This is a genomic window from Streptomyces sp. NRRL F-4489 (genome assembly GCF_001509485.1).
Classification (GTDB): Bacteria; Actinomycetota; Actinomycetes; order Streptomycetales; family Streptomycetaceae; genus Streptomyces.
In genome coordinates this window covers 21,938-47,977 of sequence record NZ_LLZI01000243.1, presented here as the reverse complement: position 1 = coordinate 47,977, position 26,040 = coordinate 21,938, and the positions used below count along the sequence as shown (strand labels likewise).

Genomic DNA, 26,040 nt, shown 5'->3' with positions numbered 1-26,040 from the left:
AAGCGCCGAGGAGGGCCGGAATGCTGTTCCGGAAACCAGCGGAAAGGATGGAGAAGAAGGTCCGGGAGACCGCCTTTTCCACCTATGTGGCGGTGGACGGCCGCGCTCCGATCTCGGAAGCGGCGAAGGCGCTGCTGCGCAAGGCATTCCCCGACCACTGGTCCTTCCTCCTGGGCGAAATCGCGCTCTACAGCCTGCTGGTGCTGCTGCTGACCGGCAGTTACCTGACGATGTATTTCGAGCCGAGCATGTCCCGGAAGGTGTACGACGGCGCCTACGGGCCGCTGCGGGGCCTGCTGATGTCGGACGCCTATTCCTCCACTCTCCGGATCAGTTTCGAGGTCCGGGGCGGTCTGCTGATCCGCCAGATGCACCACTGGGCGGCCCTGGTCTTCATCTCCGCGCTGGGTGTGCACATGCTGCGGGTGTTCTTCACCGGAGCCTTCCGGCGGCCGCGCGAACTCAACTGGGCCGTCGGGGTGACCCTCTTCATGCTGTCCCTGCTGGAGGGATTCGGCGGCTATTCCCTGCCCGACGACCTGCTGTCCGGAACAGGACTCCGCACGGCGAACACCATCGTGCTGTCCATTCCCGTCGTCGGCACCTACCTCAGCTATTTCCTCTGGGGCGGCACCTATCCCGGCCACATCCTCGTCCCCCGCCTCTACGTCCTCCACGTCCTGTTCATCCCCGGTCTGCTGATCGCCTTGCTGGGCCTGCACCTGCTGCTCGTCGTCTATCTCAAGCACACGCACTGGCCGGCACCCGGGCGGTCCAACCGCAACGCGGTGGGGCAGCCGATATTCCCGCAATTCACCGCGAAGTCCACCGGCCTGTTCCTGATGGTCTTCTCGGTGATGTCCGGGCTCGGCGCCGTCGCCCAGATCAATCCGGTCTGGAGCTACGGACCGTACGTCGCGGACCAGTCCTCCACCGACGTCCAGCCGGACTGGTACGTGGGCTTCCTGGAAGGGGCGCTGCGCCTCATGCCGCCTTGGGAGAGCAATGTGGCCGGCCACACCTTCATGTGGAACGTCCTCATTCCCGCCGTGGTCCTCCCCGCCCTGCTCTTCCTGATCCTCTACACCTACCCGGTCTTCGAACGGTGGGTGACGGGCGATCCGATGGAACACCACGTATGCGACCGCCCCCGCAATTTCCCCACCCGCACGGCGCTCGGCGTGGCCGCCATTGTCTTCTACGCGGTACTGCTCGCGGCCGGCGGGAATGACGTCATCGCCACGCTGTTCCGGGTATCGGTGGAGACCCTGACCTGGATTCTCCGCGTGCTGCTGATCATCGGGCCGGTTCTCGCCTTCCTCATCACCAAGCGCGCCTGCCTGGCCCTTCAGGACCACGACCGGGAATTGCTGGAGGAGGGCCAGGAAACCGGCGAGGTGGTGCAGAGCGTCTACGGCCGGCTGACCGAGCGCAGCCGCCCGCTGGAGGCCGCCAAGCGCTACCACGTCGTGGTCAGGGACCTCCCCAAGCCGCTGCCCGCCCCGGGCCGCCAGGCACCCGTACGGCACCGGGTACGGGCCGCGCTGAGCGCCTGGTACTACCGGGACCGGGTGGACATGCCCGTCACGGTCGCCGAACGCCGGGAGATCACCGCGGCGACAAAGGGCCCGGTCCTCCCGAGCGAGGAGGAACGCCCCCACGCCACGGAGAAATAGCGCGAGCGGACAGCGGGGTCACCGGCCGTCAGACGTCCCGATCGACGTACTGGAACACCATTCCGAAGACCGACAGGCCGGTGACCCCGATGCCGATGAGGAAGACCCACAGCCCGTAGACCAGGCCGAGGGCGAGAAGCGCCACGCCGAATCCCACCAGGACCGGATAGCGGCTGTCGGGCGGAAAGAAATCGACCGTTCCGGCCCGCTCATGGATCTTCGCCTCGCTGCGGTCCTCCGGCCGCCGGCCCTTGCGGCGGTAGTTCATCGCGCAGAAGAACGAGATCACCGCGGCCATGCCGAAGGACACGGCGAGGGCGGCGGCGCCGGCCGGTTCCCGGGCCAGCCAGATGTAGAAGGCGTCGGTGATGAAGAAGAACGCGGCGACGCCCGCGAACAGATATGCCTCCGCTTTCATGAGCCCTGCTCTCCGAGGGTGTCGGGGGTCGGTTCGGTGGCGCCGCGTTCCCCCGCCGGCAGTTCGAGGAACTGCGGATGGTGCAGGTCGAAGGCCGGGGAATCGGAGCGGATACGCGGCAGCGCCTCGAAGTTGTGGCGCGGCGGCGGGCACGACGTGGCCCACTCCAGGGACCGCCCGAATCCCCACGGGTCGTCGACCTCCACCTTGGGCGCGTACTTCGCGGTCTTCCAGACGTTGTAGAGGAACGCGAAGGTCGACAGCCCGAGCAGGAACGCCCCGCCCGAGGAGATGCTGTTGAGGACGGTGAACCCGTCGGCCTCCAGATAGTCGGCGTAGCGCCGGGGCATACCGATCTCCCCCAGCCAGTGCTGGACGAGGAAGGTGGTCTGGAAGCCGACGAACAGCGACCAGAAGTGAATCTTCCCGAGCCGCTCGTCGAGCCGCCGCCCGGTCCATTTCGGCCACCAGAAATAGAAACCGCCGAAGGTCGCGAAGACGATGGTGCCGAACAGCACATAGTGCAGATGGGCGACGATGAAATAGCTGTCGGTGAAGTGGAAGTCCATCGGCGGCGAGGCGATCAGCACCCCGCTGAGCCCGCCGAGGAGGAAGGTCACCATGAACCCGACCGCCCAGAGCATCGGCGTCTCGAACGACAGGCTGCCCTTCCACATCGTCCCGATCCAGTTGAAGAACTTCACCCCGGTCGGTGCCGCGATGAGGAAGGACATCAGGGAGAAGAACGGCAGCAGCACCCCGCCGGTGGCGAACATGTGGTGCGCCCAGACGGAGGCCGACAGCATCGTGATGGCGATCGTCGCACCGACCATTCCGACGTAACCGAAAACCGGCTTGCGGCTGAACACCGGCACGATTTCGGTCACCACGCCGAAGAACGGCAGGGCGACGATATAGACCTCCGGATGGCCGAAGAACCAGAACAGGTGCTGCCACAGCAGCGCCCCGCCGAAGGCCGGGTCGTAGACGTGGGCGCCGAACCGGCGGTCCGCGAGCAGGCCCAGCAGGGCGGCGGTGAGCACGGGGAAGGCGAGCAGGGCCAGGATGGAGGTGAAGAGGATGTTCCAGGTGAAGATCGGCATCCGGAACATCGTCATGCCGGGCGCGCGCAGCGTGATGATGGTCGCGATGAAGTTGACCGACCCCAGGGTGGTGCTCAGGCCGGCCACGACCAGCCCGGCCGCCCACAGGTCGCCGCCCGCGCCGGGGGTGTGGAGGGCGCTGTTCAGCGGCGCGTAGGCGAACCAGCCGAAGGAGGCCGCGCCGCCGGGGACGACGATCCCGGACACCACCATCAGGCCGCCGAAGAGGAACAGCCAGTAGGTGAGGGCGTTCAGCCGGGGGAACGCCACATCGGGCGCGCCGATCTGCAGGGGCATCACCGCGTTGGCGAAACCGGCGAAGGTCGGGGTGGCGAAGAGCAGCATCATCACCGTGCCGTGGACGGTGAAGAGCTGGTTGTACTGCTCGTTGCTGAAGAACTGGAGGCCGGGCCGGGCCAGCTCGGCCCGCATCAGCATCGCCAGCACCCCGGCGAAGAGGAAGAAGCAGAAAGAGGTGACCAGATACATGTTCCCGATCACCTTGTGATCGGTTGTGGTCAGATACTTTCTGATTCTGCGGCCCATGTGGACGCGCGGATTGCCGGAGGCGTCCAGCGGTTCGCGAGGCCGGGCCTGGTCCAGTTGCGACACGTCTCCTCCGGAACACAGTGGCCGGCGAGGCGTGAGGACACATCGCCGCGAATCGTGTGTAGCCGGTCGCCGGTCACGGCAAACCTCCCAAGACCTTACATACCGCAGCACTCCCCCACATACGACCTACGGGACGTTTCGGGCACGCACCCGAACGCGTCCGCCTCCCTGCCGAAGGGATAGGACGTAAGGAACCAGGGCCGTTGGGGTGAACGCCACACCCTCGTCAGCCGGCTCAGCGGGAGACGCCGCGCCCCTCGCCCGGCTGCTGCCCCGGCCCCGGCACCCGGAGGACCTTCGTCATGAAGGTGCTGTTGGGGTCGGGCCGGTAGTCCGCGAAGGGCTCGCAGCGCACGAATCCGAACTTCTCGTACAGGCGCCTGGCGGGCCGGAAGAACTCCGCCGCACCGGTCTCCAGGCTCAGCCTGGAGAAACCCCGGTGCGTCGCCTCGGTGATGATGTGCTCCAGCAGCAGGGAGGCGATACCGCTGCGCTTGCGCGCGGGGTCGGTGCGCATCGACTTGAGTTCGCCGTGGCCGGCGTCCAGTCGCTTGAGCGCACCGCAGCCCACCAGGCTGCCGCCGTCCCGTACCGTCCAGAACGTGATCTCGGGTCGGCGGAGGGCGTCGAGATCGAGGGCGTGCTTGCTCTCCGGTGGGGAGATGGCCCGCATCTGATCGACGTGCTCCTGGAGGAACGCGGCGATCTCGGGTCCGGAAAGGTCGTCCAACTCGATCCGCACGGTGCTCATCCCGTCCTTCTTGACTCGGGCCTGCGCTCAGGACGTTCAACGAGTTTACGGCCCGGCGGTTCTCCCCCGGCCCGCGCCCATCAGACCAACGGCTCGGCGAGCAGAGACCGGAGCCAGTCGGCGCGCTCCCGCATGCCTGGGACACCGCCCGCACCCGGGACCCCGCCGGTGCCTGGGCCACCGCACGCACCGGGGAAGAGGCGCCCCCAGGAACAGGCACGGCCCAGCGCGCCCAGGCGCCAGGCCAGGCTCAGCCCGCGCCGCAGCTCCGCCACCGTGCGGCCGTGGCCGGTCCATGGCTCCGGGTAGGCGTCCCGCAGCCGGCGGGCGGGCTTGCCTTGAGCCACACAGTGCCGTCGCCCGCGACGGGCAGGCGTACCAGGACCGACCACGGCCGCAACCGCACCGCCGGCCGGCCCGTCACGCGCAGGCCGCGCGCGGCGAGTGCCAACGCGACCCAGTCCAGCACGCCGCCCAGTTGCCAACCACTTATCGGGCGTGAGCCGACGACCCCGGACACGCTTGACCTCAACTGCACTTCAGCTTCTACGGTGAGCCGACCGCCAACCATCCATCCCTTCCGTCAAGGAGGAATCCCCCATGACGACCACTGCCCCGCACCTCTCCGACGCCGAACTCGCCAGTCAGCCGGCCGCGTACTGGACCGGCCTGGCGTACGAAGCCCTCATCGCCTTCACGCGTGCCCGGCAGGCCGAACTGGGCTTCACCCAGCCGCAGTTCTGGCTGCTCCGCAACCTGTCGAAGAACGACATCTCACCGGACGGCCACGGGATGACCATCCCGGAACTCCGCGACGCGATGAGCACCTACCTCCGGCCCGAGGATGACTTGGCGGCCGAGGCGGAGGTTCTGCTGGAACGCGGTTGGCTCACCCGCGACGGCGACGGCCGACTGTGGCTCACCGAGGCGGGGGAAGAGGCCCGAGTCGGGCTCAAGCAGCACGGACCGGCGATCCGGGACCGCATCCATCACGGCATCGACGACGCGGATTACGTCACGACCCTGAAGGTGCTCCAGCAGATGATCCGCAACACCGGCCGCACCGCGGCATAGCCGGTGGCGCAGTTGGCGGCGTCCCGCTCAGTCCCGGGCGCCGGCCAACTCCGCGTTCGCGCGCTCGGTGACCAGTGCCAGCACGCGGCCCGCGGTGGCAAGGTCCTCGGCCGAGATGCCCGCGTACAGCCGGGTGGAGATCTCCGCCGTCTCAGCGGCGCTCTTCTCGCACAGCTCCCGCCCGGCGTCCGTGAGCCGCAGCCGGGACGCCTCCGCGAGGTCCTCCTCCAGCAGCTTCCCGGCCGTCAGCTCGTCGATCGCGCCGCGTACGGCCGACTCGTCGATCTTCAGCGAACCGGTGACGTCGGCCACGAGCTCGGCACGGCCGATGTGCCCGCCGGCCGTCACGACCGCCCGGAGCGTCACGCTCTGGTGGAACGTGGCGCCGTAGCGGGCCATCACCCCCTCCACGAGGGCGCGCCCGGCATGGTGCGCCAGGGCTATGACCCGGCCGTTGACCGTGGGTGCGGTGGTGGTCATGACTGCTCCTTGTCGTCGTTCTCGTGGTGGGCGTCGTGCGGATCGCGCGGGTCGAGAGGGGCGTCGAGCAGGGTCACCAGCTCGCGGACGAACCGCCGGGTGCGCGGACTGGACTGGCCCCCGAACGGCTCCAGCAACTGGTCCAGGAGTCCCTGGACGACCCCGATCGCGCGGCGCGTGACGTCGCGCCCCTGCTCGGTGAGCGACAGCCGCATGGCGCGCGGGTCGTTGGGGTCCCGCGTGCGGGCGAGGAGTCCGGCGGTCTCCAGGGCGCGGGCCAGCTTGGAAACGTAGAGCGGTTCGAGCCCTGTGTGGTCGGCGAGGCGCCGCTGACTGGGCTGCTCGCCGGACCGCCCCATGCCGTGCAGCGAGGCCAGCAACGCGTACTGGGCGTGGGTCAGTCCCAGCGGCGCGACCGCCCGGTCGACGGCCACCCGCCACTTCATCGACAGGCGCCAGACCAGGAACCCCGGTGTAGGCCCCTCAGCAGTTGAGCTCACGGCAGATACCGTACATGGCTATTAAGTACATGGCTACTATTACTTGCCGACTGCCGCCTGGCCCTGCACCGTCGTTTGGTGGGCAGCAACTCCCCACCAGATTGCGGCGGTTGATCAGCGCACGGGCTCGGGTTCGGACTCGGCGATGCGGGCGGCGACCCTCTCCCGTATGACGTCCAGGGTGTTCCGTACGACCTGACGGGTGCCGGCGCGCATACGGGCGACGGCTTCGTCGTCGTGCCCCGCGTCGGCCGCCGGGCCGTGGAACTCGACCTCGCTCGCGAAGGTCAGGGTGAGCCCGCCGGCCTCGTCCTCGCCGATCTCGTTATGGATCACCCAGGTGGCGCGGGCATCCTGGCGGTGGAAGCTCACCCGCCGCCCCTCCTGGAAGACGACGTCCTCGCGGATCCGTTCACCACGCACCACCACCTCGCGCACCAGGCCGTCGGGACGGCGTTCCAGCACGGTGCAGTCGGTCATTCCGGCGACGAACGGGACCGCGTACTCCGCCTTGCTGAGCAGACCGGCCCACAACTCCGCGCGGGTGACGACGTATTGACCGGGCCGGGACGGGTCGTTGACGGGCTCGGTGACGTTGATCTGCATCACGGTGGCTCCAAGTGGCCGTGGTGGTGGGGCAGTCGGGTTGTTCGTTCTTGACTGTGCCAACCGCGGCCGTTGGTGATCCATTCCGTCGGGGGCGCGGTCAGCGGCCGAACATGCCGCGGCAGAGCGCCAGGAGGTCGCGCCGAACCTTTCCGGACGCCATCCGGCAGATGACGCGCGGGTCCACGGTGGTGCGGGGGCGTGGCGGCCGAGCGGCGGGGTGGGGCGGTTGCCGGTTCGCCGCGGTACGGGGAGGGAGGTGCGGCCGGTTGGCGGGGCGCGGAGGCCGGGCGGTCGTACGCGGGTGGTCTGCGGGCCGGTTGGGGGCGGATGGATACGCGGTGGTGCCCGGCTGGTGGTGGTGCGCCGAGAGCGAGTCGGCGGGTGCGTGGCCCCGCTCCCCCGCGCCGCGCCCCGGGTGCCGTTCCGCCCCTGTCGCGTCGCTCGTGCGCGGAGTGCCGTGCGGGGCGGTCACCAGTTGCTCGTTCGGGGTCTGTTCGGGAAGCGCGCGGGTCCAGGGGTGCCCGCCGGGCACGGAGGGGGACGGGAGCGGGCCGTGGCCCGGGCCGGGCGACGCGGGCCGGGAGGGCGGGACCGTCGTACAGGCGGTGGTCGCGGCCATCAGCAGCGCCGCAGCAAGTACCAGGGGAGGAAGGGGGATTCGCACCCGCTCACCGTCGCGCGATCGCATCAGTCATACAACCAACACGCCGCTCCGTCACGCGCACGGGGGAAGTAAGGGCGCACTTCGGTGCGGGTGAGGTGAGTGAGGGGCGGGCGGACCGGTCTCGGGCTACCGTGGAGCGGCGGTCCCACGGCCGCCCGTTGGCCACGGAGCAGCCGCCCTTGGCCAAGCCCCGGCCGCCCCTTGGTCAACTCAGGACGCAGGATGCCCACCTTCGAATGAACCTAGCGGGCTTCTCCTTACAGCACGGGGCGAAATGGGCCATACAGAACTGTGCATATCCACGAGGAACATGTCAGCGAGCCCGGCATGGTCGTCATCGACGTCACCGCCGCAGACGAAGCCACCGCTACCCGTGCCGCGGCCGAGCTGGGGCGCTTGTGGCGTTCGAGCGGGCCCTCGGCTCCCTGGTACACGCCGGGCCGGCCCGGTGTGTCCGTACGCGCCTATCTCGACCTGCGCCACCGTCCGGTGATCGCGACCGAGGACATCCAGCCGCTGCCCGCTCCGCGGCGGAGAGACCGCGCGCACGGCAAGTAGCGCACGGCAGGGAGTCCCACGTCACACAGCCCATGGCGTCGAACGCGCGTGCCGTTAATCTTGGGGCATGACGACGCACAGGACCGCCCCGGCGAGTGTTGACGCGATGCTCGAGGATCTCAAGGCGCTGGTCGAGGTCGAGTCCCCCTCGCGCGACCTCGGCGCCCTGACGGCCTCGGCGAAGGTCGTGGCGGCCGTGCTGGAGAAGCGACTCGGCGGACAGGCTGTCCTGGTGGAGAGCGCGGCCGGGCCGCATGTGCACTGGTCGGGTGGGGGCGATCCCAAGGTGCTGATCCTCGGCCACCACGACACGGTGTTCCCGCTCGGCACGCTGGCGCGCCGCCCGTTCACCGTCAAGGACGGGCACGCGACCGGTCCCGGGGTCTTCGACATGCTGGGCGGTTTGGTGCAGGCCGTGCACGGGCTGGCGACGCTCGATGACCGGTCCGGTGTGGAGATCCTGGTGACCGCTGACGAGGAGGTCGGTTCCCGGTCCTCGCGGGCGCTCATCGAGGAGCGCGCCCTGGCCTGCGGGGCGGTGCTCGTGGTCGAGGGGGCCGCTGACGGCGGTGGTCTGAAGACCGGCCGCAAGGGCTGCGGGACGTTCCGGGTCTCGATCGCGGGCCGGGCCTCGCACGCCGGGCTGGAGCCCGCGGCCGGAGTGAACGCCCTGGTCGAAGCGGCGCACCAGGTGCTGGAGATCGCGGCGCTCGGGCGTCCCGAGATCGGTACGACCGTGACGCCGACCGTGGCGCAGGCGGGCACGCTGGACAACGTCGTTCCGGCGGAAGCGACGGTCATCGTCGATGTCCGGGTCGAGTCGGCCGCCGAGAAGGAACGGGTCGAGGCGGCGTTCGCGGCGCTCGCTCCCCATCTGGACGAGGCGGAGATCAGCGTGGAGGGCGCTGTCGGGCGGCCGCCGATGCCGCAGGCGGCGTCGGCCGAGCTGTTCGCGGTGGCGCGGCGGCTGCTGCCGGGTATCGAGGGCAAGGCCGTCGGCGGTGGCAGTGACGGCAACTTCACGGCGGCGCTCGGGGTCCCCACACTGGACGGCCTGGGGGCGGTCGGGGGCGGGGCCCATGCCGATCACGAGTTCCTGGTGGTCGACGCCATGGCCGAGCGGGCCGGGCTGATCGCGGGGCTGGTTGAGGCGATTCGGGGGAAGTAGGGGCGGGCCGGCCCCGGGGGCGTAGGCCGGGGCCGGCCCGCACGAGTCCAGTCGTCAGGACGGCTGCTCCGCCAAGTCGGCCATTCCCTTGACCAGATCGAGGGTCGGGAGCGGTTCGGCGAATCCGGCGTCGGCGTAGGCGCCTGCCGTGGCGGTGAAAAGGCGCTCGGGGTGGGCGCGGTTCCCGGCGAATTCCGCGTGGACCCGGGCCGCGGCGTCGGCGAGGGGAATTCCGTCCTTCGCGTAGGCCGTGGCGGCGGTCCGTACCTCGGTCAGGTACGTACGGAAAGCGAGGACGTCCGCCCTTTCCATGAGCGCCCCGTGGCCGGGTACGAACGTCTCGACGCCGGTGGCGAGAAGGGTGTCGACGGATTCGACGCAGGCGGTCAGCGAACCGGACCAGACAATCATGTGCCCGCCGTCGAAAAGCACATCCCCCGCGAAAACGATCCCGTCCTCGGGGACCCACAGCGCGACATCGCCGGCGCTGTGTCCGGGCCCGAGGTCGATGGCTTCCACGGTGACGTCCCCCACCGTCAATTTCAGGCGCCCGGTGAAGGTGCGGGTGGGCTCGGTGACGGTGATGCCGGAGAAATCGAACCGGCCGAAGTGCTCGGCGGCGTAGCGGCTGGTGGAGTCCGTCCCCTGCGTACGCGAAAGGTGGGTGAGCTGTTCCGGGGAGATTTCGTGGCAGAGGTGTTCGGCGGAGGCCGCGGAGGTGATGATCTCGGCGCCGGGCACGAGCTGGTTTCCCCAGGTGTGGTCACCGTTCTGGTGCGAGATGACCAGCGTCTCGATGGCGGAATCGGAGGTCGCGGCGGCGATCTCGCGGAGCATGGCGCGCGTGGCGTCCAGCGTGAACTGGGTGTCGAAGAGCAGCGATACGCCGCGCGACGCGATGACGCCGGCATTGCTGAATCCCCAGTCCGTGGAGTCCTGGACCCATGCCCAAGTGGTGGCGGACAACGGGCGGAGAACGGGAGCCATTTCCCCGGGCCTTTCGGTCGTGATGGGTGAGTGCGCGAGTGCGTGCGGGCGAGGTGGGATCTTCTCGGTTTGTCTCAGACTGAGGCAGTTTAGGCGATGCCGGGTGAGGCGAGGATGGCTGGGGCCTAAGTGGGGTGGTCAATGACTCATGGGCAGGGTGACGAGCTGGGCGAGTTCCGAGTCCGTTGCCGGGCGGAGCGTCGAGAGGATGTGGCGGGCGGCACCGAGGTCGGTGCGGCGGCCTTCCAGGGTCAGGGTGTAGATCAGGCCGGCCTGCCGCAGGCGGAGTTCCTGGCGCGGGTAAGTGCCTTTATAGGTGATCAGTTGGCGGCCGCTGCCGTCGTCGGCGCATTCGATGGTTTCGCCGAATGGAACGGGGCATCCGCGTGCGTCGGTACGACGCGCATTCCGGCCCGGCTGTTCCACTGACAGATGGATAGCAGAGGCACCCGGACGTACGTATTCGGCGCCGAAAGCGTGCCCACCGGCTCCGTTGACGCGCAGGGTGTAGCCGGTCGGTGGTTCGCCGACGCGGAGCAGGGCGCGGTCCACGCGGTTCGCGGTGAGCCACTCGTTAAGAGTGGGAGGTTGGGCGGCGGACCAGGCGTGGTAGCCGAGACCGGCGGCGAGGGCGACGGTCAGGCCGAGTGCCGCCCACCGCGTGCGCGCGCCGGGGAGGAAGAAGCCGGCGGCGAGCGCGCAGCACGCCCCTCCCCACGGGAAGAGCAAGTTGCTGCGGCTGAGCCCGTCCAGGCCGGGCTCGGCGGCGATGGCCGCGATCACGCCGACCGTACCGAAGGCGTAAACACCCCCTGCCCAGGCCCATCGCCCGCGCGCCCGGCGGGTGAGCGGTGCGAACGGCCTGGCCATGCCGGCGAAACCCGCGAGGAGGCTGACCATGATCGCTGCCACGAGGGTGCAGACGACGACGGCGACCAGCACCTTGCCGGTTAAGAGTGCCGTCAGCACGATCCAGAATTGGGCGGCGCTGAGGGCGCAGCCGACGAATCCCACGCCGGCGAGGTGGACGGCGGTGCGCCATGCTTCGGGTTTCTCGGCCATATTTCATGATTACGCGCGGGGGGCTGCCGCGGTTCCGTGCCGGGGCCGTCCGTGCTCGTTCGCCGGCAGCAGGTGTTGGCGCGGCCCGGGCCGCGATCCGCAGTTCGTTCCGTCCGGCAGCCGATACCCACAGGGCGCGCGCTCGGGGTACGAGTTCACACCGCCGGGTCGGCCTCGGGGGCCCGTTCCAGCAAGCGGGTGCGGAACAGGTCGAGTACGCCGTCGAGGGCCGCGCGGGTCGGCTGGCCGGGCTCGTCGATGAGGTGCTCGGTCAGTACGGAGTGCGGGGCCATCGTCGCGTCGGGGTTCGCGGCCGAGTCGTCCAGTTCGACGGCGACGAAGGCGTCGCCCAGCTCGCGGCGCAGGAAGTCGAATCGCGACTCGGGCACCAACTTGTCGCTGCGGAAGCGCAGGCCCATCACCTGGAGGCCCTCGCGCCGGCAGCGGCCCCGGACGACGGCGAGTTCCTCGGCGGAGATGTCGATCGTGGCGCCTCGGCTCCTGGTGACAGGCAGGGGCAGGGACGGCTGGGACAGTACGGGCGCGAGGAGGCGGTCGTCGACGGCCATGGCGAGGGCGAAGCCGCCGGTCAGGCACATGCCGACGGCGCCCACGCCGGGTCCGCCGCAGCGCTCGTGTTCGTGGGCGGCCAGGGCCCGCAGCCAGGTCACGACCGGCGAGGACTTGCCGGTGGCCAGCACCGTGAACTCGCGGCTCACGCACACCTTCCGCATCGACGCGGCGATGTAGCGCTGGGTGTTGAGCCGGCCGGCGGCCGCGGGGTCGACGTCCCGGCCCGGCGTGCCGAAGAGCACCGGGAGGACGGCGGTGCAGCCGATGGCGGCGACGCGTTCCGCGAACGCCAGCACTTTGGGGGTGATGCCTGGGATTTCCGCCATCACGATCACCGCGGGTCCGGTTCCGCGGCGCAGGGTCCGGCGGGTGACGCCGGCGTGGGTGAAGGTGTCGCGCTCGAAGCCGGTCAGGTCATGATCTGCCATGGATACCACCGTCTGCTCGTCTGCTGCGGGGCCGGCGCATGGGGCCGGCGGGCTGAGCGCCCCCGACACCAGACACTACCGATCGGTGGGGCGGGGTGCCACAACGGGCCTCGGGCTGAGGGAAGTTGGGCATGTGATGTGGGATATGTGACGGGCGAACGGCCGCGCGGTGGAGTGAGCCGGGCAGGCGCCGCAGCGCCGTACGGGGCCGCGCGCGGAAACCCGCATGCGCCGCCGGGCGGCCGAATGGGATCATCGGAGGATGGGACACCGTCTCGCCTCACTGGTCATCCGGCACACCCACCGCCTCCCGCGTCCCGCGGGTCCTGCGGGGGACGGCGCGGTCGCGGCGCGGCAGTTCGATGCCGCGCTGATGTCTGCGGGCTTCAAACTGTCCGGGGAGCTGCTGACGCAGCTGTCAGGGCTGTCCGAGACCGCGGTCATAGGCACCGCGGCGCACACGCTGGACACCGTCCGCGCGATGGTCGGCGATCACGTGCAGCACAATGTCTACTTCCTTGACTTCCCGGCCAATGTGCCGGACACCTTCGACTTCTGGATGGGTTGCATCGCGGACGCGCTGGCGGACGACGCCACGCGCCCCGGTACGCTCGCCCAACTCAGCGCCGGTATGGTCGACTTGCTCACCCTGCCGGCGTACGGCAACTACGGGCACAGTTACGCCGAGATGCTCGCCGCGCACGACGAGTTGATCGCCGCGGCCGGCGACCGCATGACGGTGCTGCACCTGGGCGGGGAGCTGGCCGACGAGGTCACCGCCGGCTATCTGGCGCTGGCCGGAAGCAGTACGCCGCTGGGCGAGGACGACCTGGCGGACCTGCGGTTTCTCGCCAGGCATTGTGCGTCCGGGCCCCAGCCGGAGGGCATCCCGGTGCGGGAGAACCGCGCGGTGATCAACGAGGTCCGGCTGGGCGTGGGCGCCGAACCGCTGCTGGATACCGTCACCGACGTGCTCCGCCTGGCCTGTGCGCTGTCTGGTGGGGATGTGACCCTCCAGGCACCGACCCGGTTCACCACACTCCCCCGGCCGGTCCGCCGGGCCCTGCTCGCCGGCCTCGACGCGGTCGTCGCCGCGTCCCCCGACAAGCTCGCCGACGTGGCCGCGTACCGCGAGCCGTGGAAGCGCCTGGGCGAGCGGCTGCATCCGCACGAGTACCCGCGCTGGCCGCACGCCGCCGAGGTGTTCGCCGTCGCCCGCGGCGAACGGCGGGTCCGGTCGCTCGACGGCCGCGTCGAGGAGCTGCTGACCGGGCAGGATCTGACCGGTGCGGTGGGACTGCTGAAGTCCGCGCCGGGCAAGCTGTTCCGGTCCGTGGACCGGCTGTTGCGGACGGCGCCCGGCCAGGACGAGCGGGACGCCGTCGTGGCGGCCGCCGAGGAGGTCGCCCCCCAGGTCTCGGGCCGCGTCCTGCTCTCCGTACGGGAGCACCTGCTCAACCGCGCCGAGGAGGCCGGCGGGCGGCGGGTCTTCGTCAACCGCCTGGGACGTGCCTGGGCCGCCCCGGACACCCGGCCGCCCGTGTTCCCGGCGGAGCGGGACCGACTGGCCGCTGCCGTGGACGCCGAGATACGCCGCCGGCTGCCGGCCCCGGGCCGGCTCGTGGTCGATCCGGACGTCCTCGACGTCGCGCTGCCGCTCAGCGGCAAGGCCACGACGTCCGGCCTGGGCGTCCTGCCGCGCGGCTCGGTCTCCCCCGTGGACGGCGAACTGCTGCGATTCTTCGTCTACTGGAAGCAGACCAGCCGCACCACGGACTACGACCTGTCGGCGCTGATGCTCAACGCCGACTACTCCACCCACTCCTGGCTGTCCTACACCGCCCTGACCGGCGTCGGCGGTGAGCACTCCGGGGACATCACCGAGGCACCGGAGGGGGCTTCGGAGTTCATCAACCTGCGCCTGGGCGCGGTACCAGGCACCTTTATCGTTCCGCAGGTCAATATCTTCTCGGGGGAAGGGTTCGAGGAGGTCGCGGAGTCGTTCTTCGGTTTCATGCTGCGCGACGCCGAGCAGCGCGGGCGGCCGTTCGAACCGCGTACGGTGCGGATGAAGTCGGAGCTGCGCGGGCCCGGCCGGGTCGCCCTGCCGCTCGCCTTCCAGCGGGGTGCGGACGGCCGGTGGCGGGCGAAGTGGCTGCATCTGTATCTGAAGGGGGCGCCCGCCGCCAACCAGGTCGAGGGCAACCGCGTCACGGCGGCCACGCTGCTGCGCGGGATCGCGCCCCGCGCGTACCTGACGGTGCGTTACCTCGTCGACCTGATGGCCGAGGAGGCGGAGTCGGTCACGCTATGGGAGGGCGGGCCGCTTCCGGAGGGGGCGGGGCCGGTGACGTACCTCGGACTGGCCCGGCCCGATGGCCTGCCCTCGGAATCCCGGGTCATCACCCCGCAAAATCTCCGCGACTTGATCCCCGCCTGACTGTTATGGTTGGCCACGGCGAGGCCATGGAAGGGCTTCCTTCTCCTTCACTTTCCTTGAATTTAGTCCTTCCGCTTTCCTCGCCCTTGACTTCTTGCGGGTGGGGCGGGGTGCCTGCGATGAGCGCGCATCCCGCCACCACCTGCGAATCCGGCCAGTCGCCTGTCCCGGGCGCCCGCTCCACGCGGCGTGCCGTGCGGTGAACCGCGCGGCGCGGGGCGACCCGGCGTCGCTCACTGCGGGCGGAACGAACGGATCTGGTAGTTGCCCTGGAGGTTGCCGCCCGCCCCGGCGTGGGTGGACCCGACGCGGCCGTGGTAGTTGGTCTGGGTGTAGTACTGCACCCGGTGGCCGGTGCCGTTCCACAGGGAGCGGACGTTGCGGCCCTGGCGGATGAAGGAACAGTCATCGGCGGTGTTGGCCTTGCTGCGCTGCGCCCACTGGCAGCGTTGGCCGCTGCCGTTCCAGCCGCTGTAGATGCAGAAGTGTCCGGCAGCGCAGTTGAAGGCCGCCCGGTGGGCCGGTGCGGCGGGGGCGGCGGTCGCGGCGGGGGCGATGCCGAGTACGAGGGCCAGCGTCGCCGTGGCGGCGGCGAACGAACGCATGGGGCGCATGACAGTGCTCCTTTGGCTGATCTTGCCTGGGGTTCCTGATGAGGTCCGTGGTGCTCCCGGCAGTTCCTGGTCTTGCCTGTGTTTCCTGTATTTCCTGGTCTTTCCGGGACTGCCTGGGGTGTGCTGTCTGGCTGGTACTGCCTTGGTCCCGGGTTCGCCCGCGGTGGCGCCGGGCGACCAGTCATCGGGACCGCCGCCAGTATCAGTCACCCGGATCCACGCGCTCAGGCATATTTCCGGACTTGCCGACGCTCGCTGAAGCACGGTGTGGCGCGAGGCGGGCGTGCACCGGCGCCCGCGCCCGTACGCGCAACCGCACGCCCGGTGTCCCGCCCCAGGCCGGGACGGGACGCACACCACCGTTCTCCGGTGCTCAGTTGGCCCTGGTGGATGCCCTCGCCGGGCTGAGGGACTGCTCGATCAGCAGCACGGCCATCTCCTGCGCCCGCTCCATCGCACGGGGGACCGACTGCAGGGAATGGGCGATACCGGCACCCTCGTGCAGGATGAGCAGCTGGTCGGCCAGGTGCCCGGGCTCGGCGCACCCGGCTTCGGCCGCGAGGTCCGTCAAGTAGCCGAGCAGCCAGGACTTCTGTTCGCGGGCGACGTCCTGGCCGGGGTGGTCGGCGGGGAGTTCGACATGGGCGTTGACGAAGGCGCAGCCGCGCGGGTTGCGCTCGCGCATCCAGTCGCGGAGCGCGCCGAACGTGGCGAGCAGCTTCTCCTGGGGGGTCCGGGCCTGCTCGGCCACGTACCGTACGAGGGTGTCGCGCCAGAGCTCGTCGCGAGCCCGCAGGTAGGCCACGATCAGCTCGTCCTTGGAGCCGAACCGGTCGTAGAGCGTCTTCTTGGTGACCCCGGCTCCCTCGGCGATGGCCTCCACGCCGATCGCGCGAATTCCCTTTTCGTAGAAGAGCGTTGAGGCGGTCTCGAGGACCTTGACCGCGGCGGGCGTCAGGCGCTGGGCGCCCTTTCGCTGCCCGCCCCGCCCTGCCGTCCCGCTGTCGCCAGTCATGCCTTGACGGTACACCGATCGGTATGGTTACGTCAGTAGCTATACCGGTCAGTATACCTGCTGTGGCACGGCGGACAGGCAGACCGACCGGCAGCCCATGGGCCACCCCAGACATGTCCCGGAGGAAAGAAAGCTCGTGAAGCCCATCATCATCGGTGAGGACGCCGAAATGCAGCGGGGGCGGCTCGCTGCGGCCGGTCGCGCCCTCCACCAGGGCGGCTGGTTGCCGGGCGGTTCGGGAAGTCTGTCGGTGCGTTGCGGTGACGCGGTCGCGATCACGGTCGGCGGCCTGGAAACGGCGACGCTCACCCGCCACGACACCGTCCTGATCGAACCGGAGGAAGGGTTGCCGCTGCTCGGCGAGGTCGAATGGCCGCCCGCCGAAACCGCCCTTCACCTCGCGCTCTACCGGCTGCTGCCGGGATGCGGGGCAGTCATTCACACCCAGGCACCTCGGGCGGCGGGCCTTGCCGCGCTGGGCGGGTTCACCAGGGCCGCCGAACTCGCCAGCGACGCCGGCGCGTTGGGCGAGGTGACGTTCGAGCAATGGGATGCACCCCCGGCGTCGGGGCCGGCCACCGGTCCGGCAACCGGCCGGGGCACGGTCCCGCTGTCCGTTGCCGTCACGGTCCCGGTCTTCGCCAACTGGCCCGAGCCGCGACGGATCGCCGATGATGCGGCCGCCTACTTCACCACGTTGGACGGGTCATCGGCTGACTGCGCTCCGCCGGCCCTCCTGATCGAGGGGTACGGGGTGACCACCTGGGGCCGCGATCTCGACGAGGCCCGCCACCGACTGGAGAGCATCGAGGAACTCGGCCGGGGCCGGGCCATGGCGTGAGCCCCCTCCGGCGCGAGTCGCCGGACGGGGCTGCCACCGGTCGGCTTCATGCCGCCCGCGACCTGATGTCTGCCGCCGTGCCGGGTGCCTACTTGCCGCCGACGCCCCATGACTGCTGGTGCAGGTGTTGGAGGCGGGTCTGCGCGGTGTAGACGTGGCGCGGGTCGAGGGCGGGGAGTTGGCGCAGCAGGTTGATCAGCTCGGGGCCGTTCTCGATCGCCTGGTCGGTGTCGGTGATCTGGTTCCAGCAGTAGTGCGCGCCGCGGGCGGCGTTGAGGACTTCCGGGGCGTCGGATGACTGATGCGCCAGGCGCCTGCGGGCCGCGGCCACCCACAGCTGTGTGGCGAGCGGCCAGCGACCGGCCATCCGTGCCAAGTCCGCCCGGATCTCCGCCCATTGGGTGGCCTGCGGCGAGTCGTACCCGTAGCGCTGCAATGCCTGTTGTTCCCAGGCCGCCGCCATGTCCGCGGCCTGGTCGTGGCGGCCTGCCTGAGCGGCCTGCCAGATGAGCGGCCGGGGGTCCGGGTCGCTGCTGCCCGACCCGGTGGTTGGCGGCGGCGCCGACTGGTGCGGGGGAACGGACTGCTGCGGGGGAACGGACTGCTGCTGGGGGAACGGAGCCGCGGCCGGGGCCTGCGGGGCCTGCGCCGGTCCCGGGGCGGTGTCCTGGGGGGCGGGGGCCGGGTGCGTACTCGGGTCGGGGACGTGGCCGGGGGCCGGGGGCGCGCCGGTCGGCTGGGGCTGCGACCACTGGGACCGGTCGTCGACGAGCGGGTACGCGTCGTACGCCGTCGCCGGCGGAAGCGTCGGGAAGTCGCTCTCGCTCGGGGCCGGCCCGAAGCCGTGCCCGGCCCCGGCACCGGCACCGGGCTCCCGGCGCCGGAGGGCCGGCAGCAGCGAACGCTCGCCGGAGAGCAGCCGCTTGATCGGCGTTTTGGGCTGGGCTTCCGCCGCCGTCGGGTACGCGTGAGGCCCCCGGGGCCCGTGGTGCTCGTGCCCCGAGTGGTCCCCGTAAGACCCGTGAGGCTCGTGAGGCTCGTATGACCCGTAAGAGGAGGAGGCGGGCGCGGGCGCGGGCCCCGTCCCTCCGCCGGGCAGCACGAGCGTGCCGGGCGGTATGGGGGCGGCGGCCAGCGCCAGGGCGTGCAGCCGGTCGGTCGCCGGGCGGTCGGGGTGGGTGCGCAGCACGTCGATGAGGTGGTGGGTGTAGACGCTGATGCCGTCCGCGGTGGCGTGCGTTCCGGGTGGCGTGATGACGCCGTAGAGCTCGGCGTTCACCTCCGGCAGTCCGCCGCTCTCCTGGAGGACGGCCCAGGCGCCCTTGTCGGCGGCCATGTCGACCAGCACGGTCGTGGCTCCGCGCCGCCGGCGGAGCTCGTTGAACACCCACTCCCAGGGCAGCGCGGTGTAGCGCGCGGTGGCGGCGGTCGTGGCGGCGGAGGCGAGATGCAGCCGGTGGTGCTTGCGGTCCACCGTCAACTGACCGGAGAGGTAGACCAGCAGCGGCCCGGAGGCCGCCGCGGCCGTACGGAGCCTGATGAGCAGGGTGTTCTGATCGCGCGGCCCGTCGAGGTGGACGAGGTCGGCGGGCAGCGTACTGCCGAGCAGCGCGGGCACGGGGACGGCGGTCAGCGCGGCCAGATTGGCGCTGGGCATCACCTGGACGGTACGCCGGTGCGTGGCCCTGGCCCCCGCGATCAGCAGCACGTGGCCGCGCTGTTCCTCCCCGCTGGTCTGCATAGTTGCACCCTACTCATGCGGCGCTCGCGGCGGCGGGTCGGCTGTCGCTTATTTGCCGGTCCGCGACCGTTTCCGTACGGCGGTACAGCGGCCCGTTTTGGGCAGGTTTCCGGCAGAGTCTTCCCGGCCTCGGGGCAGAGTATTTCCGGCGCGATTGTCAGACCCCTCCGCTACGTTGCCCTCATGACGCAATTCGTACTGGTGGCAGGCGCGTGGCTCGGGGCGTGGGCGTGGGAGGAGGTGGTGCCGGCGCTGCGCGAGGCGGGGCACGGCGTGCACCCGCTCACCCTCTCCGGCCTCGCCGAGAAGCGCGGCATCCCCGCCGGACAGCAGACCCACGTCCAGGACATCGTGGACGAGGTCGAGCGGCTCGATCTGCGGGATGTCGTCCTCGTGGGGCACAGCTACTCCGGCATACCCGTGGGGCAGGCCGCCGAGCGGATCGGCGGGCGATTGGCCCGGGTGGTGTTCGTGGACGCCAATGTGCCGCAGGACGGCGAGTCGTTCGCGTCCGCCTGGCCGGAAGGCCGCGCCATGGTGGAGGCGTCGATGGCCGTGAACGACGGCTGCTGGGCGCCGTTGGGCGCGGAGCTCTACGCCGGCCATGGGCTGACCGACGAGCAGGTGGCGCGGATCATGGGCGGCGCGACGCCCCACCCCGGTGCCTCGCTCATCGAGCCCGCCGCGCTGGCCCGTCCGCTCGGCGAGCTGCCGGCGACGTACATCCAGTGCGTTCTCGGCAATCCCGAGCTGAACCCCGACGTGGCCGCGCTGCTGGCCGGCGAGCGCTGGCGGCTGGCCACGCTGGACACCGGCCACTGGCCGATGTTCTCCCAGCCCCGCGAACTGGCCCGCGTACTCCTGGAGGCAGCCACGGCGTAGCGTGCAGGCGGACGGCCTCGCGCCCGTATTCCGGGGCCCGGTGGGGAGCGATCGGCACCATGGACCAAGATAGGTGCATAACGCACACACACCCGAGAGGTCCCTCATGCCGCATATCACCGTCGATTACTCCGCACAGCTGTCCGGTGTCTTCGACCGGCAGGCGTTCGTGCGGGAGCTGCATCCGATGGTGCTGGAGGAGACCGGTTCGGCGGGTGTGTGCAAGACCTTCTTCCGGTCGGCCGCGGAGACCTTCGTCGGCGACCGGGGCGCGGGGCAGGTGGCGTTCGTGCATGTCGAGGTGGGGCTGCTGCCCGGACGGCCGGACGAGCTGAAGGCCCGGCTGGCGGAGGACGTCCTCGCGCTGCTGGGCAAGCATCTGCCGGCCGGCGGCCACGGCTACCGCGACAGCGACGGCGATGGCTATGAGGTGGTGACGTCGGTGGAGGTACGGGACTTGTCCGGGGCCTATCGCTTGCACCACGCCCAGCGGTAGCGGGACCGGGCCGAGCCGGAGCGGGGCCCGGGTCCGGGTTGGCCCAGGCCGACCCCGGCTCCGAGCCCAGGCCCTCCGGTTCGGTCGCGCCGACCCCAGACCCTTCGGTGCGGATCCGCATCCGCTACGGCTTGGGCGCGGACGGGTCCGCCGTCGCAGCGGTGAACGCGCCGGGCGAGCCGGTGGCGGCGAGGCGGGCGGCGGTGAGCGCGGTGTCCCGCGCCGGGGCCAGCGGGCTGCGGGCGTGCGCGTCGGGCACGGTGCAGGCACGCAGCCAGGCACGGCAGACCCGCAGCCCGGCATGGCGGGCGCGTTGCCAGGCGCGGCAGACGGCCGGCCAGGCACTGCGGGCTGGCGGCGGCCAGGCACGGCGGTCGCCTACCGGCCGGGCACGGCGGTCGCCTGCGGAGTGGACGACAGGTGGACTGCCTGGCCCGGTGGCCTCGTTCATCGGGTCCGGGCGTGGTCGACGGCGGCGGTGGCCAGGCCGGTGATGAACGGATGGGGGCGGGTGCCGTCGCCGTCCAGTTCCGGCTGGAAGAGCGTGGCCAGGAAGAAGGGGTGGCCGGGCAGCTCGGCGATGCGGACCTCGCCGGACTCGTCGGTGCCGGTGAAGCTCAGGCCGTCGGCGCGCAGGCGGTCGAGGTAGCGGGGGTTGGGCGCGTAGTTGCAGTGGTAGCGGGCCTGGATGCGGTCGGTGCCGAGCAGGTGCGCGGCGCGGGAACCGGCGGTGACGCGTACGGTCCCCTCGTGGCCGACCAGGGAGCAGGCCAGCGGGATGACCACGGCGTCCTCGTCGGCGAGGTGGGGATCGTTCTCGGCGTGGCCGACGTGCGTCAGGCCGCAGGCGTTGCGGGCGAACTCCAGCAGTACGTGCTGGAAACCGCCGCAGGTCCCCAGGAACGGGATGCCGCCCTCGCGGGCCGCGCGGATCGCCGCCAGGACGCCGGACTCACTGCGGTAGGGGCTGCCGGGGAGGACCCAGATCGCGTCGAAGCCCGCCAGGTCCTGGTACTCCGCCGCGTCCTCGGAAGGAATCCAGTAGGCGTCGAGGTCCAGGCCGTCCCGGTCGCGCAGCGCTTCGAGGAGGCCGGGGATGAGGGTGTGCGAGCGGACCGCTTCGGAACGGTCGCCGATCAAGGCAAGACGGGCGGTGGGCCTGCGGCGCGCGGGAGCCGTCCCGTGGTGGGTGGCGTCGTCCGCGGTGGCGTGCTTGGTGCCGGCGTGCTTCGCGGCGGCGTGGTTCGTGGTGCCGTGGTTCGTGGTGGCGTTCATGGCAGTCATCCTGCGCCGCGTGCCTGGATCAGGTCCAACGATGATTACTGCATCGGGGATAAGGGACGCTGATGGAGGTGGGATAGTGGGAGCATGGATCCGCATCTGCTGCGTACGTTCGTCGCGGTTCTCGAACACTCCTCCTTCTCCCGGGCCGCCGCAGCGCTCGGGTACACCCAGTCCGCGGTCTCCCAGCACATCGCCGCGCTCGAAGCGGATGTGGGCACGCGCCTGGTCGAGCGCCGCCCGGTGGCGCCGACGCCGGCGGGGGCGCGGCTCATGGAGCACGCCCCGGCTCTGCTGCTGCGCCTGGACGCCGCCCGCGCGGACATCGCCCGTCTGGACGGCGCCCGCCCCACCCGGCTGACGCTTGCCTGTTCGCCCGCCGCCCTGGGGCCCGCGGTGGCCCAGGCACTCACCGACCTGCGGTCCTCGGCCCGTCTGCTGGACGTCGAAGTGCGGACCCTGGGTCGGGAGGCGGTGCTCGCGGAGGTGGTGAGCGGGCGCGCCGACCTCGGCTTCGTTGACGGTGTCGCCGCCCCCAGCGACCCGCTGCCGATGCCTGACCTCGGCCCCTCCGTCACCCTCGCGGCGGCGGAGGAGACGCTGGCCGTGGTGTTCCCGGAGGGTCATCCCTTGGCGCGACGGCGTTCGGTGCGGTTGACGGATCTGACCCACGCGCAGTGGATCGACGCGCCCGACACCGCCGTTCCCCTCGACCGGCTGCGTGCGGTGTGCCGTACCGACGGGTTCCCGCACCGGCTGCGCCACCGCGGGACCGATCTGCACGGCCTGGCCGCACTGGCCGCCGCCGGCCACGGCCTGGCCGCACTGCCGCTGCCGGTGGCGTCCGCGCTTCCCGGCATCACCGCCGTCCCGGTCGCCGAGCCGCGCCTGATCCACCGCACGGAACTGGTCCACCCGGCCAACCCCACCGATGCGGCACGGGAGTTGGCGCAGTTGATCAGTGGTTGAGGTGGGGAGTTGAGTTGGCCGCGCTCCTGCCCCCCCGGTGCCGTCCCCAGCAGTGTTTTTCGGTCGGTCTGGCGTTCCGCGGGGTGACGTTCAGATCATCGCGCCAAAGCCGTCCCCTCTCCCGCCCTTCGGTCGTTGGGCGTATGGTGACTGGAATCTCGCTTCCCCCGTGAGGTTAGGAAACACATGACTGACTCCGTTCTCCATCAGACGATCCAGAACCTCGAAGGCGTCCTGCCCGAGCTGGAAGAGCAGGAACGGCAACTGCGCGAACAACTCGACGGTGTGGTGCGGCGGGTGACCGCGGCACGTACCGCGCTCGAGCATCTGCGGGTGCTGACCGGTGCCCCCCTCGCCGCCCAGCAGCCGGTCGCGGCGGCCGCGCTCACCACCGACGCGGCGGCCCAGTCAGCACCTGACGCGGCATCAGCGGCAACGCACGTCGCGGTGAGCGACGAAGCGGACGGGGCGTCAACTCCATCTCCTGATAAGGGAGTTACTGCCGAACGTGGCGCTCCCGCGGCAGCCGGTGGTTCCGGTGAAGCGGCGGGCGCCGAGTCGGCTGACGGTGCGTCCTCCGTCGTTCCGCAGCCGCGGGCCGCGACCTCGCCGCGTACCAAGCGCGGCCCGGCCAAGAAGCCGGCGGGCCGGAAGCCCGCGGCGGCCGCGAAGCCGAAGCCGAAGGCCAAGAAGGCGGCGGCGAAGCGCACCGAGGCCGCCAAGGAACCGGCCGGGAAGGACAACGCCAGTCTGCTGGACGCCGCGCTGGCCATTCTGAAGGACTCCGGTACCCCGATGCGTCCGCGCGATATCAACGCCGCGCTGGGACGCGAGGCCACGCCGGGGCAGATCGAGTCCGTGCGCAACACCCTCGACCGGGCCGTGAAGAAGACGGACCTGGTCACCCGCCCGGCTCGGGGCACGTACGCGGCTGCCTGACCCGGCCCCGCCCCGTACGCGGTGGCGTGGAGCGGTGCGGGTCCGCCGTCCGGCAGTCGGCCCCGCACCGCCCGTCGAGCCCCGGCCCCCCTTCCCCCTCCCTCGCCGCACGGCACCCTCATGCTACTTTCCTCCGGAGAAAGTAAGGTCGGGCGAGGGGATCCCTGGACAGTCATGTCCGGCGAGGAAAGGACCTCCGCCCTGGCGGGCCGGCAGGCCCGGAACAGGCCCGGAAGAGGCGCGGCTGATGGATCCCGATTTCGATGAGTTTCTGCACGTCCCGGCCCGGTTGTCGATCGTGGCACTGCTGGCACCGGCCGACTGGGTGGAGTTCGGATTCGTACGGGACAGCGTGGGCACCAGCGACTCGGCGCTGTCCAAGCAGCTTTCCGCACTGGCCGAGGCCGGGTACGTAGAGGTCCGCAAGACCCGGAACCGCATCGGTCGAACCACCCACATCCGCCTCACCGGGCAGGGTCGCCAGGCATTCCGGCGGCACGCCACGGCCCTGGAACGGATCGTCGCGGCGGCGCGGGAAGCGTCGGAGTGACCGCCTGACGTGCGGCATCGGCCCGTTATCGGGAAGCGGGATCGGGACGGGATCGGCAGGAGTTACGGTGTGGGGATCACGCCGGTGGCAACCGCCGGCGAGGGCGGCGCGCTCTGCGGGCCGCCCGGACGCATGTCTGCCTGATGAAAGGTGCGGAGATGACCAACGTGCACGCAGCCTCGCTCGACCTCCCCACTCCGGACGGGACCGCCGACGCCTATCTCGCCCACCCCGACGACGGCGCACCGCACCCCGGCGTCCTGCTGTACATGGACGCCTTCGGGCTGCGCCCCGCGCTGGAGGAGATGGCCAGGCGACTGGCCGGGCACGGCTACACGGTGCTCGTTCCCAACGTCCTGTACCGGGCGGGGCGTGCCCCGCTCGTGGAACTGCCCGACCACATCAACCCGGCCGAGCGGCCGGACATCTTCGGGAAGCTCGCCCCGATCATGCAGGCCCTCACCCCCGAGCGGGCGATGCGCGATGCCGGCGCCTATCTCGGCTGGCTGGCGGGCTCGCCGCTGGTCAGCGACGGGCCGGTCGGCACCACCGGTTACTGCATGGGCGGCGTCCTGGCCGTACGGACCGCGGCGGCCTTCCCCGACCGGGTCGCGGCGGCGGCCTCGTTCCACGCCGGGCGGCTGGTGACCGACGCCGAGGACAGCCCGCACCGGCTCCTCCGACCGATCACGGCGGAGCTGTACTTCGGCCACGCCGACCACGACCAGTCCATGACGGCCGAGCACATCGAGACGCTGGAAGGCGCGCTGGACGCGGCGGGCGTGCGGTACCGCAGCGAGCTGTACGAGGGTGCCCACCACGGCTACACCCAGCCCGACACCGCCGCGTACCACGCCGAGGCCAATGAGCGGCACTGGCAGGCGCTGTTGGATCTGCTGAGCCGGACGCTTCCGGCGGGTGCGTAGCGAGCAAGTGGGGCGGCGCTTTCTGACGTGCGACGCTTCTGACCTGCGTCGCTTCTGACGTGCGACGCTTCTGACGTACTGTCAGCAGCCCGTTCCCATGGGCGTGAAGCGCAGCGGGGCGTGGTTGTCGCTGCCGAGTGCCTGGTTGTAGGTCGGGTAGGTGACGCGGTACCAGACGTTGTCGCGCTGCTTGTTGCCGTTGACGTCGTCCAGGGCCACGCACCACCGCTCCGGGCGGATCACCCTGCGGTACGTCTCGGTGCCTTGGGGCGTCTTGTGGCAGTCCTGGTAGTGCTCGGTGGTGTACCAGGTCTTCTTGCTGCGGCCGCTGCGCTTGGTGTGCTTGACCTGCCGGGTGGCGGGCGTGCAGGTGGTGACCAGGTGCGGGCGGGTGGCCTGGACCGTTCGCCGGCTGAGGTGGCGGACGCCGGCGCGGAGCCCGGAGACGCGGTCCTGCTGGGGCGGGGCGTCCTGGCCGCTCCCGGTCCCGCCGGCGCCGCGGCCGTCACCGGTCTGGTGTCCCGCGGCACCGTTCGTCCCGCCGCCGCAGGCACTCAGCCCGGCGACGAGCAGCGTCACAAGTCCCGCGTGTACCAGTCGGTGCGTCTTGTGCATGTCTCCCTCTGCGGATCGGCCGCTGCGGATCGGCGGCCACGGCGGCGCTACGACGACGGCGGTCAGGG

Annotated in this window: 28 protein-coding genes; 12 read left to right on the top strand and 16 right to left on the bottom strand. The window is 71.0% G+C overall.

The features are described from left to right. Positions 1-20: 20 nt before the first annotated feature. Positions 21-1,676, top strand: coding sequence for a cytochrome b (locus tag ADL22_RS23310; protein WP_107116367.1), 1,656 nt, complete (start codon positions 21-23; stop codon positions 1,674-1,676). Positions 1,677-1,704: 28 nt separating this feature from the next. On the opposite strand, the gene ADL22_RS23305 is transcribed toward ADL22_RS23310, so the two are convergent. The 4 genes from ADL22_RS23305 to ADL22_RS34145 form a co-directional block, all read right to left on the bottom strand. Next, the gene (locus ADL22_RS23305) at positions 1,705-2,094 is read right to left on the bottom strand and encodes a cytochrome c oxidase subunit 4 (RefSeq protein ID WP_066983110.1); all 390 of its coding nucleotides are present in this window, start codon (positions 2,092-2,094) and stop codon (positions 1,705-1,707) included. Beyond that, positions 2,091-3,743, bottom strand: coding sequence for a cytochrome c oxidase subunit I (ctaD, locus tag ADL22_RS23300; RefSeq protein WP_079064381.1), 1,653 nt, complete (start codon positions 3,741-3,743; stop codon positions 2,091-2,093). The genes ADL22_RS23305 and ctaD overlap by 4 nt, the downstream gene beginning before the upstream one ends. A gap of 301 nt (positions 3,744-4,044) precedes the next feature. Further along, complete coding sequence (locus ADL22_RS23295) at positions 4,045-4,551, bottom strand: GNAT family N-acetyltransferase (RefSeq protein ID WP_066983400.1); 507 nt, start codon at positions 4,549-4,551, stop codon at positions 4,045-4,047. 89 nt (positions 4,552-4,640) lie between these two features. Further along, positions 4,641-4,907 (bottom strand): hypothetical protein, encoded by a 267-nt coding sequence (locus ADL22_RS34145; RefSeq protein ID WP_420711592.1) that lies wholly within the window; start codon positions 4,905-4,907, stop codon positions 4,641-4,643. A 253-nt stretch (positions 4,908-5,160) separates the two neighbouring features. On the opposite strand from ADL22_RS34145, the gene ADL22_RS23290 reads away from it, so the two are divergent. Beyond that, positions 5,161-5,634, top strand: coding sequence for a MarR family winged helix-turn-helix transcriptional regulator (locus ADL22_RS23290; protein WP_066983107.1), 474 nt, complete (start codon positions 5,161-5,163; stop codon positions 5,632-5,634). A gap of 27 nt (positions 5,635-5,661) precedes the next feature. On the opposite strand, the gene ADL22_RS23285 is transcribed toward ADL22_RS23290, so the two are convergent. From ADL22_RS23285 to ADL22_RS23275, 3 genes are all read right to left on the bottom strand, one after another. Continuing rightward, positions 5,662-6,114: a winged helix DNA-binding protein gene (locus ADL22_RS23285; protein ID WP_066983104.1), complete on the bottom strand. Its 453-nt coding sequence runs from the start codon at positions 6,112-6,114 to the stop codon at positions 5,662-5,664. Then, positions 6,111-6,614 carry a MarR family winged helix-turn-helix transcriptional regulator gene (locus tag ADL22_RS23280; RefSeq protein ID WP_066983102.1) on the bottom strand — a complete coding sequence of 168 codons (504 nt, stop codon included), beginning with the start codon at positions 6,612-6,614 and terminating at the stop codon, positions 6,111-6,113. The genes ADL22_RS23285 and ADL22_RS23280 overlap by 4 nt, the downstream gene beginning before the upstream one ends. A 114-nt stretch (positions 6,615-6,728) precedes the next feature. Further along, entirely contained in the window at positions 6,729-7,220 is a 492-nt protein-coding gene (locus tag ADL22_RS23275; protein ID WP_066983099.1) for an SRPBCC family protein, read from the bottom strand. 958 nt (positions 7,221-8,178) lie between these two features. Here ADL22_RS23275 and ADL22_RS23270 point away from each other — a divergent pair. Further along, a complete protein-coding gene (locus tag ADL22_RS23270) occupies positions 8,179-8,445 on the top strand; it encodes a DUF6207 family protein (protein WP_234430821.1) in 267 nt (88 codons plus the stop codon). A 67-nt stretch (positions 8,446-8,512) separates the two neighbouring features. Beyond that, complete coding sequence (locus ADL22_RS23265; protein ID WP_066983093.1) at positions 8,513-9,613, top strand: M20 family metallopeptidase; 1,101 nt, start codon at positions 8,513-8,515, stop codon at positions 9,611-9,613. A 54-nt stretch (positions 9,614-9,667) separates the two neighbouring features. Here the strand turns inward: ADL22_RS23265 and ADL22_RS23260 are convergent, their stop codons facing one another. The 3 genes from ADL22_RS23260 to ADL22_RS23250 all read right to left on the bottom strand — a co-directional run bounded on the left by ADL22_RS23260 (position 9,668) and on the right by ADL22_RS23250 (position 12,663). Beyond that, a complete protein-coding gene (locus tag ADL22_RS23260; protein WP_066983090.1) occupies positions 9,668-10,579 on the bottom strand; it encodes an MBL fold metallo-hydrolase in 912 nt (303 codons plus the stop codon). A gap of 159 nt (positions 10,580-10,738) precedes the next feature. Continuing rightward, the gene (locus ADL22_RS23255; RefSeq protein ID WP_066983087.1) at positions 10,739-11,662 is read right to left on the bottom strand and encodes a hypothetical protein; all 924 of its coding nucleotides are present in this window, start codon (positions 11,660-11,662) and stop codon (positions 10,739-10,741) included. A 155-nt stretch (positions 11,663-11,817) separates the two neighbouring features. Next, positions 11,818-12,663, bottom strand: coding sequence for a dienelactone hydrolase family protein (locus ADL22_RS23250; protein ID WP_066983084.1), 846 nt, complete (start codon positions 12,661-12,663; stop codon positions 11,818-11,820). Positions 12,664-12,925: 262 nt separating this feature from the next. On the opposite strand from ADL22_RS23250, the gene ADL22_RS23245 reads away from it, so the two are divergent. Further along, positions 12,926-15,103, top strand: a complete 2,178-nt coding sequence (locus ADL22_RS23245) for a TerD family protein (protein WP_066983081.1) — start codon at positions 12,926-12,928, stop codon at positions 15,101-15,103. A gap of 233 nt (positions 15,104-15,336) precedes the next feature. On the opposite strand, the gene ADL22_RS23240 is transcribed toward ADL22_RS23245, so the two are convergent. Beyond that, positions 15,337-15,717 carry a peptidase inhibitor family I36 protein gene (locus ADL22_RS23240; RefSeq protein WP_066983077.1) on the bottom strand — a complete coding sequence of 127 codons (381 nt, stop codon included), beginning with the start codon at positions 15,715-15,717 and terminating at the stop codon, positions 15,337-15,339. A 373-nt stretch (positions 15,718-16,090) separates the two neighbouring features. Further along, complete coding sequence (locus tag ADL22_RS23235; RefSeq protein ID WP_079064363.1) at positions 16,091-16,732, bottom strand: TetR/AcrR family transcriptional regulator; 642 nt, start codon at positions 16,730-16,732, stop codon at positions 16,091-16,093. Between the two features lie 136 nt (positions 16,733-16,868). On the opposite strand from ADL22_RS23235, the gene ADL22_RS23230 reads away from it, so the two are divergent. Then, positions 16,869-17,573, top strand: coding sequence for a class II aldolase/adducin family protein (locus ADL22_RS23230; protein WP_066983075.1), 705 nt, complete (start codon positions 16,869-16,871; stop codon positions 17,571-17,573). 88 nt (positions 17,574-17,661) lie between these two features. Here ADL22_RS23230 and ADL22_RS36715 read toward each other — a convergent pair whose 3' ends face one another. After that, a complete protein-coding gene (locus tag ADL22_RS36715; protein ID WP_066983072.1) occupies positions 17,662-19,314 on the bottom strand; it encodes a hypothetical protein in 1,653 nt (550 codons plus the stop codon). A 183-nt stretch (positions 19,315-19,497) separates the two neighbouring features. Between ADL22_RS36715 and ADL22_RS23220 the strand changes: the two genes are divergently transcribed. Both ADL22_RS23220 and ADL22_RS23215 read left to right on the top strand, forming a co-directional pair. Beyond that, positions 19,498-20,196: an alpha/beta fold hydrolase gene (locus ADL22_RS23220; protein WP_066983069.1), complete on the top strand. Its 699-nt coding sequence runs from the start codon at positions 19,498-19,500 to the stop codon at positions 20,194-20,196. Between the two features lie 106 nt (positions 20,197-20,302). Next, positions 20,303-20,692 (top strand): 5-carboxymethyl-2-hydroxymuconate Delta-isomerase, encoded by a 390-nt coding sequence (locus ADL22_RS23215; protein ID WP_066983066.1) that lies wholly within the window; start codon positions 20,303-20,305, stop codon positions 20,690-20,692. Between the two features lie 124 nt (positions 20,693-20,816). On the opposite strand, the gene ADL22_RS36710 is transcribed toward ADL22_RS23215, so the two are convergent. Together ADL22_RS36710 and ADL22_RS23210 are read right to left on the bottom strand one after the other, a co-directional pair. Continuing rightward, on the bottom strand, positions 20,817-20,951 hold the full coding sequence (locus ADL22_RS36710; RefSeq protein WP_267890202.1) for a hypothetical protein: 135 nt from the start codon (positions 20,949-20,951) through the stop codon (positions 20,817-20,819). A 188-nt stretch (positions 20,952-21,139) separates the two neighbouring features. Further along, a complete protein-coding gene (locus ADL22_RS23210) occupies positions 21,140-21,967 on the bottom strand; it encodes a glutamine amidotransferase-related protein (RefSeq protein WP_079064361.1) in 828 nt (275 codons plus the stop codon). 93 nt (positions 21,968-22,060) lie between these two features. Here ADL22_RS23210 and ADL22_RS23205 point away from each other — a divergent pair, with 93 nt between their 5' ends. The 4 genes from ADL22_RS23205 to ADL22_RS23190 all read left to right on the top strand — a co-directional run bounded on the left by ADL22_RS23205 (position 22,061) and on the right by ADL22_RS23190 (position 25,357). Beyond that, positions 22,061-22,942, top strand: a complete 882-nt coding sequence (locus ADL22_RS23205; protein ID WP_066983063.1) for a LysR family transcriptional regulator — start codon at positions 22,061-22,063, stop codon at positions 22,940-22,942. Positions 22,943-23,128: 186 nt separating this feature from the next. Further along, a complete protein-coding gene (locus ADL22_RS23200) occupies positions 23,129-23,881 on the top strand; it encodes a hypothetical protein (RefSeq protein WP_066983060.1) in 753 nt (250 codons plus the stop codon). Positions 23,882-24,128: 247 nt separating this feature from the next. After that, entirely contained in the window at positions 24,129-24,431 is a 303-nt protein-coding gene (locus tag ADL22_RS23195) for a transcriptional regulator (RefSeq protein ID WP_066983057.1), read from the top strand. A 158-nt stretch (positions 24,432-24,589) separates the two neighbouring features. Next, positions 24,590-25,357, top strand: a complete 768-nt coding sequence (locus ADL22_RS23190; protein ID WP_066983054.1) for a dienelactone hydrolase family protein — start codon at positions 24,590-24,592, stop codon at positions 25,355-25,357. A gap of 81 nt (positions 25,358-25,438) precedes the next feature. Here the strand turns inward: ADL22_RS23190 and ADL22_RS23185 are convergent, their stop codons facing one another. Next, complete coding sequence (locus ADL22_RS23185) at positions 25,439-25,972, bottom strand: hypothetical protein (RefSeq protein WP_066983051.1); 534 nt, start codon at positions 25,970-25,972, stop codon at positions 25,439-25,441. Positions 25,973-26,040: the final 68 nt, after the last annotated feature.

Coding starts and splice junctions, on each gene's coding strand:
- ADL22_RS23200 (WP_066983060.1), top strand. CDS start 23,129: ATGACTGACTCCGTTCTCCATCAGACGATCCAGAACCTCGAAGGCGTC.
- ADL22_RS23190 (WP_066983054.1), top strand. CDS start 24,590: ATGACCAACGTGCACGCAGCCTCGCTCGACCTCCCCACTCCGGACGGG.
- ADL22_RS23265 (WP_066983093.1), top strand. CDS start 8,513: ATGACGACGCACAGGACCGCCCCGGCGAGTGTTGACGCGATGCTCGAG.
- ADL22_RS23215 (WP_066983066.1), top strand. CDS start 20,303: ATGCCGCATATCACCGTCGATTACTCCGCACAGCTGTCCGGTGTCTTC.
- ADL22_RS23310 (WP_107116367.1), top strand. CDS start 21: ATGCTGTTCCGGAAACCAGCGGAAAGGATGGAGAAGAAGGTCCGGGAG.
- ADL22_RS23290 (WP_066983107.1), top strand. CDS start 5,161: ATGACGACCACTGCCCCGCACCTCTCCGACGCCGAACTCGCCAGTCAG.
- ADL22_RS23255 (WP_066983087.1), bottom strand. CDS start 11,662: ATGGCCGAGAAACCCGAAGCATGGCGCACCGCCGTCCACCTCGCCGGC.
- ctaD (WP_079064381.1), bottom strand. CDS start 3,743: ATGGGCCGCAGAATCAGAAAGTATCTGACCACAACCGATCACAAGGTG.
- ADL22_RS23205 (WP_066983063.1), top strand. CDS start 22,061: ATGGATCCGCATCTGCTGCGTACGTTCGTCGCGGTTCTCGAACACTCC.
- ADL22_RS23250 (WP_066983084.1), bottom strand. CDS start 12,663: ATGGCAGATCATGACCTGACCGGCTTCGAGCGCGACACCTTCACCCAC.
- ADL22_RS23235 (WP_079064363.1), bottom strand. CDS start 16,732: ATGACTGGCGACAGCGGGACGGCAGGGCGGGGCGGGCAGCGAAAGGGC.
- ADL22_RS23220 (WP_066983069.1), top strand. CDS start 19,498: ATGACGCAATTCGTACTGGTGGCAGGCGCGTGGCTCGGGGCGTGGGCG.
- ADL22_RS23305 (WP_066983110.1), bottom strand. CDS start 2,094: ATGAAAGCGGAGGCATATCTGTTCGCGGGCGTCGCCGCGTTCTTCTTC.
- ADL22_RS23185 (WP_066983051.1), bottom strand. CDS start 25,972: ATGCACAAGACGCACCGACTGGTACACGCGGGACTTGTGACGCTGCTC.
- ADL22_RS23275 (WP_066983099.1), bottom strand. CDS start 7,220: ATGCAGATCAACGTCACCGAGCCCGTCAACGACCCGTCCCGGCCCGGT.
- ADL22_RS36715 (WP_066983072.1), bottom strand. CDS start 19,314: ATGCAGACCAGCGGGGAGGAACAGCGCGGCCACGTGCTGCTGATCGCG.
- ADL22_RS23245 (WP_066983081.1), top strand. CDS start 12,926: ATGGGACACCGTCTCGCCTCACTGGTCATCCGGCACACCCACCGCCTC.
- ADL22_RS23195 (WP_066983057.1), top strand. CDS start 24,129: ATGGATCCCGATTTCGATGAGTTTCTGCACGTCCCGGCCCGGTTGTCG.
- ADL22_RS23240 (WP_066983077.1), bottom strand. CDS start 15,717: ATGCGCCCCATGCGTTCGTTCGCCGCCGCCACGGCGACGCTGGCCCTC.
- ADL22_RS23210 (WP_079064361.1), bottom strand. CDS start 21,967: ATGAACGCCACCACGAACCACGGCACCACGAACCACGCCGCCGCGAAG.
- ADL22_RS23285 (WP_066983104.1), bottom strand. CDS start 6,114: ATGACCACCACCGCACCCACGGTCAACGGCCGGGTCATAGCCCTGGCG.